The sequence below is a fragment of the Roseibium sp. genome (genome assembly GCF_965229775.1).
Lineage (GTDB): Bacteria > Pseudomonadota > Alphaproteobacteria > Rhizobiales > Stappiaceae > Roseibium.
The window spans coordinates 6182061-6202646 of sequence record NZ_OZ245929.1; the positions used below are offsets into that span (position 1 = coordinate 6182061).

Here is a 20586-nt window from a genome sequence, read left to right on the forward strand (position 1 = left end):
CCCCCCGGACTTTCTCACCCCGGAAGAGGTGCCGATGGCCCCAGTTCTCGAACTCAAGGACCTGTCCAAGTCCTATGGCGCGATCACCGTCGCCGATCATCTGTCCTATCGGCTCGACGCGGGCGAAGCCCTTGGCGTCATAGGGCCGAATGGTGCCGGCAAGACCTCCATGTTCAACCTGATCACGGGGACGGTCCGGGCCGACAGCGGACAGATTTTCTTCGGCGGTGAGGACATCACGCGCCACTCGGCCGCGCGCAGATGCAGGCAGGGCATTGCCCGTTCGTTCCAGATCCCGCAGCCGTTTTCGGGCATGACGGTCTTCGAAAACGTGCTGGTCGCGGCAACGCACGGCGCCAAACTGCCGGCACAAAAGGCTGATCGGCACTGTCTGGAGATGCTGCAGCTCACGGGTCTGATCGACAAGGCCAACGATGTCTCTGGTTCGCTTACGCTGCTCGGACGCAAGAGACTGGAACTGGCCCGTGCGCTTTGCGCTCAACCGAAGCTGTTGCTGCTGGACGAGATCGCCGGCGGCCTGACCGAGAACGAATGTCATTCGCTGGTCGAAACCATCAACACGATCCGGGCGACCGGCATTTCCATCATCTGGATCGAGCATATCGTTCACGCCCTCCTGTCTGTGGTGGACCGGCTGATCGTGATCGATTTCGGCCGGAAAATCGCCGAGGGCAACCCGAAGGAAACGATGGCAAGCCGGGAAGTCCAGGAAATCTACATGGGAGTGGACGCCGATGCCTGACGCCCTACTCGCCACGCAGGCGCTCACGGCCCATTACGGTGATTTCCAGGCCTTGTTCGACGTCGACATCCATGTTGAGCCCGGCGAGGTCGTCGCGATCATTGGCGCAAACGGCGCCGGCAAGACGACGCTGATGCGCTCCATCACCGGCCTTTTGACCAATCAGCCGGACATGGTCACGTTCAACGGCGCCCGGATCGGGGCGATGCGCGCTGATCAGGTGGCCAGGACGGGCATCGCCATGGTGCCGGAGGGAAGGCAGCTGTTTCAGTCTCTCTCCGTGGAGGAAAACCTGATCATAGGGGGACAGATGGGCCGCAAAGGCGCGTGGGACCTGGAAAAGGTCTATGCGCTTTTCCCGGTCCTGAAAGAAAGACGTCTTGTCCAGGCGACGGCGCTGTCCGGCGGTCAGCAACAGATGGTGGCCATTGGGCGTGCTCTCATGTCCAACCCGGAACTCATTCTGTTCGACGAGATCAGCCTGGGCCTCGCACCGATCATCATCAAGTCGATCTACGACGCCCTGCCCGGCATCATCGGTCAGGGCATGAGCGCTGTCATCGTCGAACAGGACATTGCCAAGGCGCTGAGTGTCGCGGGCCGGGTCTATTGCATGCAGGAAGGCAGGATCTCGCTTGAGGGGCGTTCCGACGAACTGACCCGCGAACAGATCAGCGCTGCCTATTTCGGGGTGTAGAAAATGAATGGCCGCACCAGACAACCGCGCCGGAAGCGCGCACTCCCAAAGATCGGAACGGACGGTTTCAACAACCGCGGAAAGGCACTTGGATGGAATGGATAAACGCCATCTTGCAGGGTGTGCTGCTGGGCGGTCTATACGCGCTGTTCGCCGCCGGCCTGTCACTGATTTTCGGCGTCATGCGCCTGGTCAACATTGCGCATGGCGACTTCATCGTCTTAGCGGCCTTCCTTGCCCTCACAACCACGACCTCGCTTGGAGTCAGCCCTTTGCTCGCCCTCGTCATTGTCGTGCCGCTCATGGCCCTTCTTGGCTACGTGCTCCAGCGCGGTGTCCTCAATCAGACCCTCGGCGATGATATCCTACCCCCGCTGCTGGTCACGTTCGGCCTATCCGTGATCATCCAGAACGGGCTTCTTGAGATCTACAGCGCCGATCCGCAGAAAATGAACGCCGGCGCGATCGAAACCGCCAGCCTTGCCCTTCCGGGCGATCTCAATATCGGCGTGCTGCCGTTGCTCATGTTCCTTGTTGCGGTCGCCGTTATTGCGGCCCTGCAGTGGATCTTCTACCGCTCAGCCCTGGGCCGCGCCTTCCGGGCGGTCTCGGACAAGCAGGACATTGCCCAGCTGATGGGGCTCAACAAGGCCCATGTGTTCGGCCTCGCCATGGCACTGTCCCTCGCCGTCGTCGGTATCGCAGGCGTTTTTCTCGGTATTCGCACCAGTTTCGATCCGTCGATCGGACCGGGCCGGCTCATCTTCGGCTTCGAGGCCGTCATCATCGGCGGACTGGGCAATCTCTGGGGCACACTGATCGGCGGCATCATTCTCGGCGTTAGCCAGAATATCGGCGCGCAGATCAATCCCGGCTGGCAGCTGCTGGCCGGTCACATTGCCTTCCTGATCGTTCTCGCGGTGAGACCGCGCGGCCTGTTCCCACGGATAGACTGATGACATCGGCAACCTACACCATATCAAGAACGTCGCCCGCGAGCCGCGCCGCTGCGCTTATCGGCCTCCTGGTCCTCGCCGCCCTGGTCGCCGCACCCTGGTGGGCGGGCCGAGCCGACATGCGGCTCCTGAGCGAGATCTTTCTCTACCTCTCCCTCGCCTGCCTCTGGAACCTGCTTGCCGGCTATGCCGGCCTTGTCTCGGTGGGCCAGCAGGCTTTTGTCGGCTTCGGAGGCTACATGCTGTTTGCGCTGGCGATCTTTGCAGGTCTGTCACCGCTGGCGGCAATCCCGATCGCCGGGCTCCTCGGCGCGCTGGTCGCCGTCCCCGTCGCCTTCCTGATCTTCCGGCTGCGCGGGGCCTATTTTGCCATCGGCACCTGGGTGATCGCGGAAGTGTTCCGGCTCAGCTTCGCGCAGATTTCCGCTCTCGGTGGCGGGTCCGGCACCAGCCTCCCGGTCGCGATCGTGCGGTCCATGGCCTCCAGCCGGTCCATGCGCGAAGCGACGACCTACTGGCTCGCCCTTGGCATGGCCGTTCTCGTCCTCGCCGTGATCTACCTTCTCCTCAGGTCGCGAAACGGTCTTGCGCTAACTGCCATCAGGGACAGCGAGGTCGCCTCCAACAGCTTCGGCATCGATATCTGGCGGCACAAGTTCATCGTCTATGTGGTGACCGCGGGCCTTACCGCTTCGACAGGCGCCCTGATCTTCCTTCAGAAACTCCGGATTTCGCCTGACGCCGCCTTCAGCGTGAACGACTGGACTGCCTTCGTGATTTTCATCGTCGTCATTGGCGGCATCGGCACGCTCGAAGGACCGATCATCGGTGTCATCGTTTTCTTCCTGCTGCGCGAAACCCTTGCCGACCTCGGCACGACCTACCTGCTGCTGCTGGGGCTTGTCGCCATCGTGGTGATGTTGAAGGCACCAAGGGGGATCTGGGGCTTCGTCAGGGACAGGACCGGTCTGGAACTTTTCCCGCTGTCGCGGCGGGTCGTGGACGACAATCAGAAAGACAGGACGTAGAGATGGCTCGCAAACGCAAAAAGACAATCATTACCTGCGCCGTGACGGGTGCCATCCACACCCCGACCATGTCGGACGCGCTTCCCTTCACCGCCGGGGACATCGCCGATCAGGCCATCGAAGCCGCCAAGGCAGGAGCGTCCATCCTTCACCTGCACGCGCGCAATCCGGAAAACGGCTCCGTCTCGATTGCGCCTGATCACTTCAAGGCTTTTCTGCCGGTGATCAAGCAGGCGACAGATGCTGTTGTGAATGTCTCGACCGGCGGCAGCCTGGTGAACACCATGGAAGAGCGGATCGCCCCGGCCAAGTGGGCGTCTCCGGAAATGTGCTCGCTCAACATGGGATCGATGAACTTCTCGTTCCATCCGATCGCCGACCGGATCAAGGACTTCAAGTACGACTGGGAAGAAGACTACATCCGCAACTCCGAAGGCTACATTTTCAGGAACACATTTGCCGACATCCGCTACGTCGCAAACGAACTCGGCGGATCGCACGGCGTCAAGTTCGAGCACGAATGCTACGACGTCGGGCACCTCTACAATCTGAAATTCTGCATGGATGCGGGCCTCTTCAAGGCACCCGTCTTCATTCAGTTCATCTTCGGCATCCTGGGCGGCATCGGACCGGATATCGACAATCTTGTCTTCATGAAGAGAACCGCGGACCGCCTGTTCGGCGACGACTATCAATGGTCTGTCCTCGGGGCGGGCGGTGCCCAGATGCCCTTCGCCACGACTGCCAGTCAGATGGGCGGCAACCTGCGCGTCGGGCTGGAAGACAGTCTCATGATCGCACGTGGCCAGCTCGCCAAATCCAACGCGGAACAGGTCACCAAGATCCGGCGCATTGTCGAAGACCTTGGCTGCGAGGTGGCAACCCCGGACGAGGCACGCGAAATGCTGGACCTCAAGGGCGGAGACCGCGTCGCGTTCTGAGATCAAGCGGCTTCCATCCAACGCGACTGCCGGCAGCGCCTTGGTTGTCAAAAAGGTGAAACGAAATGCCTTTGGACAAACCGCGTAAGCTGACCCGTTGGCAAATTGAAGGCCTTCGTCCGCGGAATGCCTCAGACGAACAAATCGACCTTTTCGAACTTGGTCACATCAATGATCCCAAGGTCCGAGATACGAATTTCCGGGATCACCACCAAAGCCAGGAGTGAGTGCTGCATATAGGCATTGTTGAGTTTGCAGCCGCATTCGGCCATGGCCAAAACCATCTTGGCAGCTTTTTCTGCAACGATTTCAGCGCGTTCCTCTGACATTAGTCCGGCGATGGATAGTTCGACCGTCGCCAGTTCGCGCCCCTGCAAAAAAACGGTGATGCCACCGCCAATTTTTCCCAGATGGTTTGAGGCGAGTGCCATGTCAGATTTCGATGTTCCGATGGTGATCATGTGATGGCTGTCATGGGCGACAGTTGATGCAACGGCACACGGCTTGTCGTAGCCAAATCCGGAGACATAACCATTGATCACCGCGCCAGTGCCCCGATGGCGCTCAACCAGGGCAATTTGGCAAACATCGTTTCGCGCATCCATCTGTACAAGCCCGTCCTTTACGGCAAGCACGCTTTCGAGCGCCTTGGTGGGCGCCTGATTTTCGATCACCCCCAAAGTGCGTACACGCACCTCTTTGTGACCGTCAGGGGCATGAATGTCAAAATCCGCTGCACTGAGCTGTTTACCGAGCTTGACGGTATTTTTTGCAAAATCCGGATAGCTCGCTTTTTCAATATCGGCAATCAGCGCGCCGTTTTCCGCAAGGACGTCGCCTGCTGCCATGACCCATTCGACGGGCAACTCGACCAGATCGGATGTGAGGAAAATGTCTGCACGTCGGCCTGGTGCGATCGAACCGATTTCGCGCTCCATGTTGAAGTTTTGTGCAGTGTTTAGCGTCGCCATCTGAATTGCAGTGATGGGTTTGAGGCCCTGGGCAATGGCGTGGCGTACAACCCGGTTCATGTGGCCGTCCTGCACCAGCGTGCCCGAATGGCTGTCATCAGTACACAAGATGAAGTTGCGGGGGTCCAGTCCGTCTTCCGTGACCGCCTTTATCTGTGCGGCAACATCAAACCATGCGGACCCCAGACGGAGCATGGAACGCATGCCTTGGCGCACGCGGGCAATTGCGTCTTCCTTTCGGGTGCCTTCATGATCGTCTGCAGGTCCGCCCGCCACATAGCCGTGGAACATGAGACCCAGTTCCGGCGACGCGAAGTGACCGCCGACGGTCTTGCCTGCATTTTGGGTTGCAGCGATCTCGCCAAGCATTTTCGGGTCGTTCATGGCGACGCCCGGAAAATTCATCATTTCACCCAGACCGCAAGTGTTGGACCACGTGAGAGCCTCTACGACGTCCTCAACGGTGAATTCTGCGCCAGCGTTTTCCAGACCTGGTGCCGAAGGCACGCAGGAGGGCACCTGCACCTGAACATGGATGGGCAGACTTGCTGCCTCGTCGTGCATCAACCTTACGCCCTCAAGTCCCAGCACATTCGCAATCTCGTGTGGATCGATGAACATCGAGGTCGTGCCATGGGGAATGACGGCGCGAGCAAACTCCGTCACGGTTACCATACCGCTCTCAACATGCATGTGGCCATCGCACAGGCCAGGCACCATGTAGCGACCGTTGGCATCGATCACATCGGTCGTATCACCGATGGCGTGTGCGGCGTTGGGGCCGACAAAAGCGATGCGCCCTGCAACAATGGCAATGTCAGTAGCCGGAATGATCTCACCGGAATACACATTGACCCATTTCCCGTTCCTGATCACCGTGTCTGCTGCGGAGCGTCCCATGGCGACATCAATGAGTTTCGGAGCGCATTGTGCCCAGGTTGCGACAGGCATATCGGATCCATCCGTTGGCATTGGGCGACACTGGTGACTAGCGATGTATCGAAAGCACCGGAGAGCCGCATATTGACGAAACCGTATCAGATGATCCCGGTCAGACAAGTGCCCGTCACAAGTAAAAAGTGCAAATAGACTGGATAACACCGGACTGATTGAAGAGTCACGGCGATAGTACACGAACATCCTGAAAGTCAGCCGCGGTCAAGGTCACATCAACAACAGCATTGCTTTCCACGCACGGCAGGCGAGATGCATTCCCGGCCTCATGCCGTTGAACTTGAGACAATATTCCAAAGATGCTTCGTTTACAGTTGATCGGGCCGGCAGACTCGCAGCCCGGATCAACCGGCTCTGCACATGCAAACCTGGCTCTACGCGGCAAGCGCCTGGCGCGCCCGTGACAGCCGGCTCTTCACGGTGCCGATGGCAACACCCATCTGGCTGGCGATCTGGTCATGCGACAAGCCCGAAAACACGCAGAGCTCCAGGACGTCTCGTTCTTCCGGCCGCAGGTTTTCAAGGCTCTTGGCGACATCGCCAAGCTCGACATGTTTTTCCTGCGCCGGCGCTGCGGTGGCCTGCTCATACCATTCCTCGATCGGAACATGATGGCCCCGGCGTTCGACCTTGCGGAACTCATCCAGTTGCGCATTCCGGGCGATGGCGAAAAGCCAGCTCCTGAGTTTCGTACCGCGCACATATTGGCGCCGGTTGCGCAAGGCACGTTCCAGGGCTGTCTGCATCAGGTCATCGGCCGCTTCGGACGAAGTGGAGATGGATCTGGCAAAACGCCACAAGTGCGGAATTTCGGATTGCAGGTCTGTTGCAAAGCTGTCTTCAAATCGGGTCATCTGGCCCTCCCTGCGGCTGTTTCGATGACCTGCATCTAATGTTGAGCGGGATCTTGTTTTAGATGCTTCAAAGGAAGTTCATGGCGAGTTGATAGTCCGTGCGCCAATTCCACCGGACACACGCAGACACGCAATATTGACTTGTAGTGATCCCGAAAAAACCAAGATCTCTAACACGTGGAAACGAAACCGGAATTTCCGGCCATGGTTGCCTTGAGCGCCGCAAATCGGCCAATCGAAAGACACCGGACAAAAATATCAAGAAGTAACGCTTAAGTTTATATGTGATGAATATCACTAAACAATCCAGAAAATTATAAATTCCTCCTCTAAAAATATCTCTTATTTTCCATGTATATTATAAAGCGTATGATTTTTTCTAATTTTCTTGGAACCTATACGCACCCTGAACGTTCATATGCTGTAACCGAGGTGCAGACACGGGGCAAACACCGGCACCTCCACTGGACACAACATACGAAAGGAACATTCCCATGCGTACCAGCAAGAAAATCATTTCGTCCGTCATCGCGGCAGTCTTTGTTTCCGGCGCATTTGTCGGCACGGCAAGCGCAATCGACTTCGGCGGTCTTTATGGCGACTCAAACGGTTCCGAGCCGGTGTTCTTCACAAGCAACCAGCAGAACATCAACAACAGCCAGCTCAGCCGCTCCACGAACCGCGCCAAGCAGCCTGACGCCCGCATTTTCGCCGACTACGCCGACCAGGCTTACGGCGATCTGAACGGCAATCAGCCGGTCTCCGTCCGTCGCCTGCAAGCCGACAACGCTCGCGCGCTGCGCTGATCCGATTGCAAGCGGCCTGACTGTCCGCATCAGCTGAGATCAGCGAACAACGAGTGACGGTCCCGGAACCGGGAACCTGTCGACAGAAAAGGGCCACGCATCGCGCGTGGCCTTTCTGTTTTGCAAATCAGTGCGCCATCTTCGCAACGGGATCCGCACTGCCGGGCTCGTACGTCAAGATGCGTGGACTGATATGGGTCTGTTGGCTTGCCGACTGCAGCTGCGCACCGCAGCAACGTGCCGTAACGCTAGACACTAAGTTAAATTTACCCAAAGAAGGAGGTCGACAAATAAAGTCAGCATATTGATACTTCAGTCATAAAGAATTTATCTAGCTAACTAAAAAATTAACTCCATTTTCTGCTGTCATTAACCATTCATAAACATGTTAAAATCGGCTGTTACCACGCGCCTCTAGGTATTTTCGAGGCCCGTTTGAGTAAATTAGCCAGCTATCCAGTTAGTTTTTCTAATCGCGAGATAACTCCCCGCTGAATTGCGCAAACTTGGTTCTCCGTAAATTAGTGACTTTGATAAAGGGTGAGGCAAAGCAATGGGTTATCATTATGGTCCTGACGGAACGCTGATTGGCGACGAAGACCAGAACGAGGATCTTAACAAGAACGACCAGGCGCTTGAAAAGGCCATCGAAAACCTGCAGGCCAATCTGGAGGACTATGCGCTTACCAAAAGCGCACAATCGGTGAATTTCCTGCATGACGCGCTGCTATCCAGTTCTTCTCCGCTAACCATTGCCAACAAAACCGCCAATTATTCCAGCGCGAGCGAGGGCGTGTATGTTCGCCTCGATCGCGGTTGGGGCACGGATCTTTCCAACAAAGCACTCGGATGGATTCCGCTCACGCAAGGAATTGCCAACAACACCGTGGACCACGACGATCTTGACGGGATCGCCAAAATCATCGGCACCGATTTCAAGGATCTGATTGTAGGTGACAAGCAAGACAACGTCATCAGAGGCAAAGGGGGCGACGACCTACTCAACGGCTTTGGAGGCGACGACAAAATCTTTGGTGGAAGAGGTAACGACAAACAATTTGGTGGCGATGGCGACGACCGCGTAAAAGGCGGCAAAGGAGACGATACGTCAGATGGCGGCGACGGTGTCGACACGCTTGTCTTCTCCGGAAATCTTGAGAACTACGACATTGACCTCGAAGCTGGCATCGTGCGGGACCTGCGCAACAACAAGGATGGCACGGACAAATTCGTAAACTTCGAATATCTTGAATTCAAGGACCAGACGATCAGCGCTGTCGTAACGGTACCCGAGGTGTTCACGCTCGAGCTTTTGCATTTTGCCGATCAGGAGGCCAACGCGGCGACGATCGACAACATCGACAATCTGTCCGGCGTTCTGAACGCCCTGCGTGCGGAAGATCTCGGCGATGACGGCGTTGCCGACAACACCCTGACCCTCAGCTCCGGCGATGCCATCATCCCGGGCCTCTTCTTCGATGCCTCCGAAGCGGTCTTCGGGTCCCAGGGCATTGCCGACATCCAGATCCAGAACGAACTGGGCGTCCAGGCGATTGCGCTTGGCAATCACGAATTCGATCTCGGCACCGGACTGCTCGCCGGCCTGATCAGCGGCGACGCGGCGGGCGGCTTCACCAACGATGCATTCATCGGTACAGATCTGGAAGGCGCCGATTTTGAAGGCGCGCTCTTCCCTTACCTCTCGGCTAACCTCGACTTCTCCACCGATCCCAACCTTGCACCGCTTGAGGCTGCCGGCGGACAGGACACGGCCACGCTCCAGAACGTTGTCACTTCCTCGTCCATCTCCGATGTGAACGGTGAGCAGATCGCCATCATTGGCGCAACCGTTCCGACAATCCGCTCGATCTCCAGCCCCGGAGACGATCTGGGCATTGCCCCTGCCTGGGCCAGTGGTTCGCCGACGGACACGGAACTCGACGCCCTTGCGGCCATCATCCAGGCCGAGGTCGACCAGCTTCTGAGCGACAATCCGGAGCTCAACAAGGTAATCCTCTTGAGCCACATGCAGCAGATCAGCATCGAACAGGATCTGGCAACACGGCTTGAGAATGTCGACATCATCGTCGCCGGCGGCTCCAACACGCGCCTCTTCGACGAAAATGACCGCATTCGCGACGGCGACAGCAACCAGGGCGAATACCCGCAGTTCATCACCAACGCGGGCGGTACGACCACGGCCGTCGTCAACACGGACGGCAACTATAAATATGTCGGCCGCCTGGTTGTCGATTTCGACGAAGACGGCAACATCATCGCCGACAGTTACGACGCGGACGTATCCGGCGCCTATGCCACCGACGACCAGGGCGTTGCGGACCTCAACGCGGAAGGCCTGATCGATCCGGAAATCGACGCGATCACGGATGCCATTCAGGCCCAGATCGTGGCGACCGAATCCAACGTCTTCGGCGTGTCGGACGTGTTCCTGAACGGTAATCGCTCGGGCACCTTCGCTCCAGACGATCCGGACGGCGTGCGCACCCAGGAGACCAATCTCGGCAACCTGACCGCAGATGCCAACCTGGCCTATGCCAATGAGATCATTGCGGCCGAAGGTCTTGGCGACGAAGTTGTCATCTCCATCAAGAACGGCGGCGGCATCCGCGCCAATATCGGCCAGATCGTCGTACCGGCCGGCGGAACGGAGGCCGTGCGTGTCCCGAACGAGGAAATCCTCGACGAAGACGGCAACGTGGTCAAACCGGAAGGCGGCATCAGCCAGAACGACATCGCCACCACCCTCGCCTTCAACAACGGCCTGACGCTGCTCGACATCAGCAAGACCGAGATCAAGGCCTTCCTGGAAGGCGCGGTCAGTGCCCTGCCCGATGGCGTCTCCGGCGGCTTCCCGCAGATCTCCGGTCTGAAGTTCTCCTTCGACGAAACCGGAACCGCGCAGACCTACGATGTCGACGGCAACATCGACACGGCTGGCGAGCGTGTGATCAACGCAGGTATCTTCGATGCCGACGGCAACCTGATTTCCGCTATTGTCCGTGATGGTGAGATTGTCGGCGATCCGACGGAAAGCTTCCGGATGGTGACGCTGAACTTCCTCGCCAATGCCGGCGACGAAATCCTGTCCACCCTGTCCAATCCGAACCGGGTGGACCTCATCGACCTCGATGCGGACGGCAACAACGACAACGCCTTCACCGGCGATGCCACCTTTGCCACCGACGGATCGGAGCAGGATGCTCTTGCCGAATATCTGGATGACAACTTCAACCCGGACAATGGCGGCACGGCCTACGACGAAGCCGACACAGGCCCGAAGGACGACGAACGCATCCAGAACCTCACATTCCGCGAAGACACAGTCTTCGAAGGGATTGTGTTTGACGACGAGAAGGCATTCGCAATCGTCGCCGAGTTTGAAGGCGACAGTGGCGATCCGGACGACCCGGAAGGCGCGTCCGAAGTGGTCGCACACGAAGACGGCCTGCTCTACGTCACCAACGGCGCCAACGACCGGATCGACATTTTCGACATTGCCGGTAACACCCTGACGGACATGATCCCGCTTGACGGCCTCGACGGCTATGACGGCGTGCAATCCGTCGCGGTCAAGAACGGTCTTGTCGCAGTGGCCATCTCCCGTGCGCCGGTCGAAGTTACGAATTTCGGCGTAACCAAGCTTGTCGAACAGCCGGGCTTTGTTGCTCTGTTCGACGCCGAAACACTTGCGCTGGTCACAACGGTTGACGTCGGCAACCTGCCCGACATGCTGACATTCAACAACGACGGCACAATGCTGCTCGTCGCGGGTGAAGGGCAGTTCAACGAAGACAGCATTGACGACGGTGTTGCGTCGAACCCGCTGGGTACTGTCGCCCTCATCGACGTCAGCGACTTCAGCGCACACATCCTCGATTTTACCGCCTTCAACGGCTTCGAAGATGCGGCACGCGCGGCAGGCCTTCGCATCCAGGAAGGTGTCGACTTCGCAAAAGACGTCGAGCCGGAATACATCGCGGTCAGCCCGGATGGAACGACTGCCTTTGTCTCGCTGCAGGAAAACAATGCGATCGCCAAGATCGATCTTGCCTCCAAGATGATCGTTGACATCTTCGACCTCGGCGTCACCGACTACAGCCAGGTAAGCCTCGATCCCCTCGACGACGGCAACATCGACATCCGGACATTCGACAACCTGGTCGGCTTCCGCATGCCCGATGCGATCGCGACGGCCGAGATCGGCGGCCAGACATATGTTCTGACGGCGAATGAGGGCGACAGCCGTGACTTTGACGAGGCCCGTGTATTCGACCTCGCACAGGATGGCCTTCTCGATCCGACGGTACAGCAGCAGCTGATCGACTCCGGCCAGTTGGACCTCTCGAACGAGGACTTCGGCCTGGGACGCCTTGAGGTTTCCACGTTGGATGGCGACACGGACGGCGACGGAGACATCGACGTCCTCCACACCTTCTCATCGCGCTCCTTCTCGATCTTCGACGACGAAGGCAACCTTGTCTTCGACAGCGGCTCGGAGTTCGAAGAGAAAATCGCAGAAATTGCGCCTGAGCGCTTCAATTCCGACGACGGCGACGACAGCGAGAACCGCTCTGACGCCAAGGGCCCCGAACCTGAAGCCATCATCACGGGCGTTGTCGATGGCAGCGTTTACGCCTTCATCGGGCTGGAGCGCGACAGCGGCATCATGATCTACAACATCGATGATCCGGCCAACGCGTCCTTCGTCGACTACATTCAGCCGCTCCATGTCGACAATGCCGGTGCGGATGAGGTTGCGCGCCATGGACCTGAAACGATCGCCTTCATCCCTGCCGAGGAAAGCACGACCGGCAACGCCCAGATCGCCGTCGCCTACGAAATCTCCGGCACGACAATCGTCTACGATCTGACGCTGTCGGAAGATGACGGCGAGCAAGCGCTTGTAATCAATGAAGTTCTTGGCAGCACGACGGGCACCGACAGCGAGTATATCGAACTGTTCGGCACCCCGGGCGAGTCGCTCGCAGGCCTCAGCCTGATCGTTGTCGAAAGCGATGATCAGGCATCGAACGGCACCATTGACAGCCGCTTCGACTTCGGTGACGACGCGGTCATCGGAGAAAACGGATATTACCTTGTCGCCAACGACCTCGCGGAAACGACGTACGGCGTCAATGCCGACGACAGCATCCCGAGCAATTTCATTGAAAACAGCTCCTACACGATTGCGCTTGTCGAAACCGCCAGTATCACGGGTTCAACCGTGACCGGGTCGGAAGCTGTCATCGACACGGTCGGTGTCAGCGACGGCGGTGAAACCGACAGCTTCTTCTTTGGAGCACCGGTCCTCGGCCCGGATGGCTCTTTCTTCCCCGCGGGTGTGGGCCGTATCACGGACGGCGTCGACACGGATACGGAAGCCGATTGGGAATTCCTCGACTTCTTCAACGATCCGTCCGTTAACACTCCAACACCGGGTCACGACGACGATACCGGCGGTGGCGGTGGAGATGAAGTCGCAATCTACGAGATCCAGGGCGCTGGTCATACATCTGCCTTCGAAGGCCAGACCGTCATGACCTCCGGCGTGGTTACGGCGGTCGACTCCAACGGTTTCTACATGCAGGACCCGGATGGTGACGGCGACATCGCGACCTCGGACGGCATCTTTGTCTTCACCGGCGGCGCCCCAACGGTGGCCGTTGGCGATGCCGTCGATGTCGAAGCGTCGGTGGCTGAATTCACACCAGGCGGTGTGAGCACACGGAACCTATCCACGACCCAGTTGGTCAGCCCGGTTGTTACAGTCACGGGAACAGGCGCTGCAATAGCTGCAACGGTCATTGGTCAGGGCGGACGCGTGCCGCCGAGTGAAGTCATCGATGACGATGCCTTCGGCACGATCGCCGGAAACGGCGGTTTTGATCCGGAAACCGATGGCATCGACTTCTTCGAGAGCCTCGAAGGCATGCTGGTCACGGCGCAAGATTTCATGGCGGTTGCCGGCACCAACCGCTTCGGCGAGATCTTCGGTGTTGTCGATGAGGGAGATGATGCCACTGGGATCAGTCAGCGCGGCACGCTCAACATTTCCCCGGACGATTTCAATCCGGAGAAAGTGCAGATCGACTTCGACAGCGGCATTCTCGATTTCGATTTCCCTGAAGTGAATGCCGGCGACCTGCTGGGCGACGTGACCGGTGTTGTCACCTACAACTTCGGAAACTTTGAAATCGCGCCGACCATCGATTTCACGGATCAGATTGTCTCGGCCGGTCTTGAGGAAGAGACAACCGAAATCACAGGTTCCGAGGACCTGTTGACGATTGCAAGCTACAACGTTCTGAACCTCGATCCGAACGATGCCGACGGTGACACGGATGTCGCCAACGGCCGGTTCACGAAGATCGCGGAGCAGATCGTCAACAACCTTGCAACGCCGGACATTATCGGTCTTCAGGAGATACAGGACAACAGTGGTTCCGTCGACGACGGTGTCGTGTCGGCCAGCCAGACCCTGCAGCTTCTGGTCGACGAAATCGACAAGGTCGATGATGGGCTCGTCAACGGCAGCCTGAATTACGAATTCATCGACAACACCTTCATCACCGACAACGCGTCCGGCGGGCAACCCGGTGGCAATATCCGCACGGCGTTCCTCTACAACACCGATCGTGTTGAATTGGTCGAAGGGTCCGTAGTGCCGGTCGGCGATCAGAGTGAAGGCAGTGCCTTTGATGGGGCAAGGCTTCCGTTCGCGGCGACGTTCGACTTCAGTGGAGACGAAGTCACCATCGTCAACAACCACCTGTCGTCCAAGGGAGGCTCAGCACCGATCCTCGGCACCGAGCAACCTTTCGATGAGCGCCAGGAAGATGTCACCGTGAATGGCAGCCTGGATGAACGTCAGGCGCAGGCGGCAGCCGTCGCCGGATTTGTCGACGCGATCGCCGATGATGACCCGAATGCGAACATCGTTGTTCTTGGCGACATGAACGAGTTCGAGTTCATCTCCCCGCTGGAGACCCTTGAAAACAGCGGAGGCGGCCTTGTCAATCTGACCAACACGGTCGATGAAGACGAAATCTACAGCTTCGTCTTCCAGGGCAATTCCCAGGCACTTGATCATATCCTCGTCAGTGATCACCTCGCCGATGGTGCGTCTTTCGACTTCGTCCACGTGAACACCGAGTTTGCCGAAACGGATACGCGCGCCAGCGATCATGATCCGCTGTTGGCCCAACTCGATCTGTCGGGCACCGATCTGTTCTCGAGCTGACCTCAAGACCCAGGGGATCATTGGGAAAACGACACGAGGGGAAGCGGCCATCCGCTTCCCCTTTTCTTTTCGCCCCTGCCACGTTGCAAAACGGTCATCTGCAATCGATTGACGGGCAAAGGGTGATCCGGCCTAATGAAAGCGCCAATAAGGCGATCGTGATTCACCGGGGACCTGAGCATCATGGACGCGCTGCCATTCGACTATTCCGATTACCAACCCAAGGGTGACAAGAAGAATTCGGAATTCTTCGAGGAGTATCTGCCGAAGATTTACGACCGCCGGGCGAAGACCGGCGTGAACGATCTCGTCGGCCGGATGAAAGCGGTGGTCATTCAGGTCGAGGCGGGCGACGGCGTTGCCACCATGGCCGAACTGCACCGGATGACACCGAACCGGTATCATTCCAGCTACATTTCCGGCACGCACAAGTTTCATGTCCTGCACAACAAGCCGGAGTTTCCGGCGGTCATCCTGATGGAGCCGCTTTCGGATACTTACGAGGACTATATCAAGCGCCTCAACGTGCTTTACCCGCTGTCACGCCAGAAGTCCAATACCCGCTATGTCGGCGAAGTGTTCCATTGTCCCGACACCGCAGAACTGCTGAAAACACTGGAAGCTCAGAGCATCCGCTTCGACTATCCGGGCGATACGGAGAACGCCTTCTATACATCGATGGGTATCGTGTTCTCGACGCCTTCCGATTTTACCGGCAACCGGATCGGTTATTCCGGCCACGATTTCAACGATCCGGAAAGCCTGGCGCTCGGGGAACGGGTCACATTGACCGACGCAGAAAACGCGCTGCTGCAGGACGGTATCGCCTTTGCCGAAGAACACGGCCTGAACGAATTGATGCTTGGCTACGACCACATGGCGACACGCATCCTGGCCGGGGAACGGGAAGATGCGATCCTCGAGTTTCAGACAATGGTTCCCTACTATTTCTGGGGCGCCTACAACATCTCCGACATGAATTCCTCCACCAACGTGAACCGGTGCCCCATCGTCAGCGACGACAAGCAGTCACCGGCAAAGGTGTTCACGGCCAACAATACGCCGTCCTTCGTCAATTCCTTTGAAAACCTGCCCATGCCGACGGAAGACTTCGTCCGCAACTACGGGCGCAGGATGCATCACATGGCGGTAGAGATCCTGGACGGCGACCATCCTTCGAACCAGAAGAACGTCGACTATGTTGTCGGCCTGCTCGGGCAGCAGGGCATCCCGTTCCTTGCCCATGTCGTGGGCGAGTGCAAGGATTCACCCGATCTGAAGCAGATCTTTTCCAAGCACTCGAAACACACGCTGCTCATCACGGAATATATCGAGCGCTGCAAGGCCTTTGACGGCTTCTTCACCAAATCGAACGTCGCCGCCCTGACCGAGGCCGCCGGCAAGGACGAGCGTTATCAGCACGGTCACGTCTTCGACTAGCGCTTGTGATGGCTGCCGGTCAGTTCAGGTCCTTCAGCAGCCTGCCGTGTTTGCGGGTCTGCTGAATAACCTCGCCGAATGTCCTGTAACCGCGCGACGACAGGATCGGCAGCATCTTGCACAGCGCTTCGGCCGTTGCCTGGGCGTCTCCGAGTGCCGTATGCCGGTGCTCGGGCGCAATCGTGATGTCGAGCCGCGCGCACAGGGCATCCAGCGAATGCGCCTCCGTCTCGCCGAACAGGACAGCGGACAGCAGAACCGTGTCGAGCATAGGGTGATCCCAGGAGAGATCACACAAGCGTGCGTGTCGGTTCAAAAACGCCATGTCGAAGGGCGCATTATGCGCAACCATGACACAGTCGCGGGCGAATCCGTGGAACTGGGTCACAGCTATGCCTGCATCCGGAGCATCGGCGACCATGTCGTCCGTGATCCGGTGGACCTTCGTGGAAGCCGGCGGTATGGCACACCCGGGATTGACCAGTTGATCCACCATCTCGCCGGGGACGATCCGCCCCCTGACCACACGAACGGCACCGATCTGGACGATTTCGTCCTTGTTGGGCATCAGGCCGGTGGTTTCGGTGTCGAAGACGACGAATTGCAGATCCTGCAGCGGCGTGTTTTCGATCTCGCGTTCGCTGACCTGCTCAGTGAGATCGAAGTCGTAGATCAGCGGACGCTCCGCATCCGGCTCTATCCGCGCTTTCGTTCCGTCCACCAGGATCATGTAGCCCGGCACCTTTTTGAGTTTCTTCAGGCGAAGCTCGAAACTGAGTTTTCCCTGACTGCCCTTGACCTTGGCAACAACCTCCGAGCGTCCCTCGGAGAGTTTCGTTTGAGCGGCGAGCAGTTCTTCTTCGTTGAAATAGTCGAACACCGAAGCGCTGAGGCGCGGCACATGCACCTGTCCCAGCACATCGGCCGCCTGTCCGTCATAGAGCATGATCCGGTGGTTTGGACTGACCAGGATGATGGCGACCGGAATTTCGGTCAGAAGCATGGAAAGATGCGCTTTTTCCGCCATGATCCGCGCTGTTTCGCTCGCGACCATGTCATCGGTTTCCGCCGAAACCCTGGAAAGCTTCCCTGTCACGGCCTGAATGGCAGGCCCGAGATCTCCGAGAAAACGCGATCCGTGCAGGTCCACCAGCGCATCGACACCGGCATGCGCACGCGTGCGGATCGTGGCCGCGAGATGATCGATCGGCTTGGCGACATTTTCGTCGAACAGCAGCCAGACCCTCGTCGTCACGGCGAGAATGGCGAAGGCCGATAATGAACCCGAGATGAGAAAAGAGGACAACGCTCCGCCTTCGTCGAGCCGGTTGAACGCGAAATAGTGCGACAGGACAACAAGAACCGAACACACCGCCGCGGAACCGAAAAACAGCAGAAAGGTCCGCAATCTCAGACTGAGCGACATCAGCATCATTCCGCTCCGCAGATAGTTGAAACGATCGGGTCGTCCTTGGGCACGTGGATCCAGTCCGCGCCGGAGACGGCACCGCCCTGTTCGAACACGACGGCATCGGCCAGCGCAGCGCGTCGGCTGCCTGCGCAATCCGCCAGAACGGTGAGCTTGTTGACCGGCGACCATCTGCCGAAGAAATAGGTCTCCCCGAGACGTTCGCCCGGCCGGTCCGGATGCGTGCGAATGGTTCCGACATCGACCGCGACGAACCGCTCCACAAAGGGCTGCACATAGGTCCAGGGCCTGTAGAACACCCTGTTTTCGATCGTCTGGGCAATCACGATGCCCTCGGGTAAGGCTTCCTTCGTCCGCGAGAACCAGCCGTATTCGTTGGCGATCGTGGTGACGATCATCGCGGCACCGGCTGCCACAGGTGCAAACCAGCGCGGCAGACGGCCACCCAGCAAGCGGTTGACCAGCATGACGACACCGGCTGCCGCGATGGCGGCGACAAAGGCTGCAATCAGCTCGACGAACATATCTTTCCTCCCGGACGGGTTTGCGTCCACCCATCCATTCCGCTTCTGCTGTTTTTAGCCCAGCATTCCGCGACCGTGCCCAATTGAGGACTGCATCGTTTTGACCACGACAAAGGCGTCCCGCAAATGACTTCGCTCAAAATCCGACAGTGACGATGGTTGCAGGAAGTTGTCCGGCTTCTGACCGAGCTTGATCAGACCGGCCTGATGCAGCAAACGGGTTTCCGCAATCAGGTCGTAGGCGTCCAGCAGATCGCTGCCCCCTGACTGGCTGAGCCGGCCGCTCGCGCGCGCCTCCAGCAGCCGCGCCTTGGTGTTCACCGCCGTGATCTGCCCCTGCAGCGCATAGATCCGCGCAAGGTCGACGATCGGCACCACGCCGTTCAGCTTGGTATCGAGCGCATTCTTGTTCTCGCCGGACCGTATCGTGGCCAGGCCGCGCAGAAGGTTGAGAGGCGGATGGTGCTTGAGCGAATTGCTGACCATGTGCGCCACGAAGATCGAATTCGATGCCGCGGCCTTGAGCGTTTCTTCCTGGAGGTTTTCAAAGAGCTCCTTGCGGCCGCCGATGGCGCGCAGATCGAACATCACTGAACTCAGCATCTGCGCTTCCGGGTCCGGTTTCCGGATCCAGCCCTCGAAATAGCTTTTCCAGACACGAACCGGCCGACACCAGCGCGGGTTCGTCGCCATCATGTCACCCGGGCAATAGACATAGCCGCACGTGTTCAGGCCGTCGCAGACGAAGCGGGCCAGATCCGCAAAATAGCCGTCCCTGTCGCTGTCACTTACCGCATCATCAAGAAACAGGCAGTTGTCCTGGTCGCTCACACCCGTCTGTTCCTGGCGCCCCTGGGAGCCGCAGGCAAGCCAGAGATAGGGCACGGGGGGCGGACCCAGCTTCTCCTCCGCCAGAGCAAGCAGCCGGCGCGTAACCGTGTCGGCAATGTCTGTGATCAGCCGCGTGACCACCTCGTGCGGACTGCCTGAGGCCACCAGTTGAAGCAGCAATCGCGGGATGTGAGCAGTCACCGCCGCCATGTCCTCAGCCGTCGCCGCACGCGTGATCTGGCCGACCATGTCAGCAGAACTGATCGCCTGGAAACGCGTCAGATCGGTCTGCGTCACCATCCCGGCCAGGCGGCCGGCTTCGACAATCGGAATGTGCCCGATCCGCCGCTCCATCATCAGGTGCAGGATATCGGTGCCGATCGCCGAAGGCGCCAGCGCCACCGGCTCTTTCGTCATGACGTCGGCGACTCGCGTCGTTCCGGGCAGACCTTCGGCAAGAACCTTTCCCGTCAGGTCCCGCGTGGTCACGATTCCAAGCAGTGTTTCTTGCCGGTCCGTCACGCACAGCGAGGAAATGTGCAAGTCGCGCATTTTACGCGCCGCGTCCTGGACCGAGGCATCCGGCGCACAGGTGACCGGGTTGCGTGCCATCAGCGTTTCTGCCTGTGTCGTGGCAAGGTCCTTGCTGCGAACGCTTGCCTTGCGCGCCCGGTCGAAAAATCGGGCGACGACCTGCTGTTCGTCCATGAGCTTGCGGAAATCGGCCGGTGGCAGCATCAGGAGGACGGACGCTTCGTCTGCCTGCGCGGACGTGGCTGCCGTCCCGTCTTTCAAAAGCCCCCGCTCACCGAATGTGTTCCTGTGTACCAGGTGGCTGACGATGACGCTGTTTTCGTCCCGAATCTTCACCCCGCCTTCGTAAATGACGAACAGACCGGGCAGTTGTTCCCCGAACTTGTAGATATGGGAATCTGCTTCGACGTGACGGACCTGGAACCGCTCGGCCAGCTTTTCCTGCACTTCGTGCGAAAGCGCATCATAGGGGTGCAGCGATTTCAGGAACCCCAGAATCTGGCCAACAGTTAAAGACATTCTACCCGCCTCGTCCTGACACAAAGTCCTGCCCGGCAGATAACCGGGCAGGACTGGATCTTACGTAGGCCGGCGGCT

13 protein-coding genes are annotated in these 20586 nt (G+C 58.5%); 8 read left to right on the forward strand and 5 right to left on the reverse strand.

Annotation, left to right across the window (positions count from 1 at the left end; genetic code table 11):
* The first annotated feature begins 34 nt into the window (after positions 1–34).
* From ACO07N_RS28205 to ACO07N_RS28225, 5 genes are all read left to right on the forward strand, one after another.
* A complete protein-coding gene (locus ACO07N_RS28205) occupies positions 35–763 on the forward strand; it encodes an ABC transporter ATP-binding protein (RefSeq protein ID WP_421984181.1) in 729 nt (242 codons plus the stop codon).
* The gene (locus tag ACO07N_RS28210) at positions 756–1460 is read left to right on the forward strand and encodes an ABC transporter ATP-binding protein (RefSeq protein ID WP_421984182.1); all 705 of its coding nucleotides are present in this window, start codon (positions 756–758) and stop codon (positions 1458–1460) included. Before ACO07N_RS28205 ends, ACO07N_RS28210 begins: the two co-directional genes overlap by 8 nt.
* 92 nt (positions 1461–1552) lie before the next feature.
* Positions 1553–2416, forward strand: coding sequence for a branched-chain amino acid ABC transporter permease (locus tag ACO07N_RS28215; RefSeq protein ID WP_421984183.1), 864 nt, complete (start codon positions 1553–1555; stop codon positions 2414–2416).
* Positions 2416–3444: a branched-chain amino acid ABC transporter permease gene (locus ACO07N_RS28220; RefSeq protein WP_421984184.1), complete on the forward strand. Its 1029-nt coding sequence runs from the start codon at positions 2416–2418 to the stop codon at positions 3442–3444. The genes ACO07N_RS28215 and ACO07N_RS28220 overlap by 1 nt, the downstream gene beginning before the upstream one ends.
* Positions 3445–3446: 2 nt before the next feature.
* On the forward strand, positions 3447–4385 hold the full coding sequence (locus ACO07N_RS28225; RefSeq protein WP_421984185.1) for a 3-keto-5-aminohexanoate cleavage protein: 939 nt from the start codon (positions 3447–3449) through the stop codon (positions 4383–4385).
* 131 nt (positions 4386–4516) lie between these two features.
* Here the strand turns inward: ACO07N_RS28225 and ade are convergent, their stop codons facing one another.
* The gene (gene ade, locus ACO07N_RS28230) at positions 4517–6307 is read right to left on the reverse strand and encodes an adenine deaminase (protein WP_421984186.1); all 1791 of its coding nucleotides are present in this window, start codon (positions 6305–6307) and stop codon (positions 4517–4519) included.
* Between the two features lie 377 nt (positions 6308–6684).
* A complete protein-coding gene (locus ACO07N_RS28235; protein WP_421984187.1) occupies positions 6685–7164 on the reverse strand; it encodes an RNA polymerase sigma factor in 480 nt (159 codons plus the stop codon).
* A gap of 494 nt (positions 7165–7658) precedes the next feature.
* Here ACO07N_RS28235 and ACO07N_RS28240 point away from each other — a divergent pair, with 494 nt between their 5' ends.
* From ACO07N_RS28240 to ACO07N_RS28250, 3 genes are all read left to right on the forward strand, one after another.
* On the forward strand, positions 7659–7970 hold the full coding sequence (locus ACO07N_RS28240; protein ID WP_421984188.1) for a hypothetical protein: 312 nt from the start codon (positions 7659–7661) through the stop codon (positions 7968–7970).
* A gap of 553 nt (positions 7971–8523) precedes the next feature.
* Complete coding sequence (locus tag ACO07N_RS28245; protein WP_421984189.1) at positions 8524–15231, forward strand: choice-of-anchor I family protein; 6708 nt, start codon at positions 8524–8526, stop codon at positions 15229–15231.
* Positions 15232–15414: 183 nt separating this feature from the next.
* On the forward strand, positions 15415–16671 hold the full coding sequence (locus ACO07N_RS28250; RefSeq protein WP_421984190.1) for a hypothetical protein: 1257 nt from the start codon (positions 15415–15417) through the stop codon (positions 16669–16671).
* Positions 16672–16690: 19 nt separating this feature from the next.
* On the opposite strand, the gene ACO07N_RS28255 is transcribed toward ACO07N_RS28250, so the two are convergent.
* Genes ACO07N_RS28255 through ACO07N_RS28265 form a run of 3 tightly spaced genes read right to left on the reverse strand, consistent with a single transcriptional unit; the run spans position 16691 to position 20508 of the window.
* On the reverse strand, positions 16691–18097 hold the full coding sequence (locus ACO07N_RS28255) for an exonuclease domain-containing protein (protein WP_421984191.1): 1407 nt from the start codon (positions 18095–18097) through the stop codon (positions 16691–16693).
* Between the two features lie 5 nt (positions 18098–18102).
* The gene (locus tag ACO07N_RS28260; protein WP_421984192.1) at positions 18103–18624 is read right to left on the reverse strand and encodes a hypothetical protein; all 522 of its coding nucleotides are present in this window, start codon (positions 18622–18624) and stop codon (positions 18103–18105) included.
* A gap of 54 nt (positions 18625–18678) precedes the next feature.
* A complete protein-coding gene (locus ACO07N_RS28265; protein ID WP_421984193.1) occupies positions 18679–20508 on the reverse strand; it encodes a DUF294 nucleotidyltransferase-like domain-containing protein in 1830 nt (609 codons plus the stop codon).
* Positions 20509–20586 lie beyond the last annotated feature (78 nt).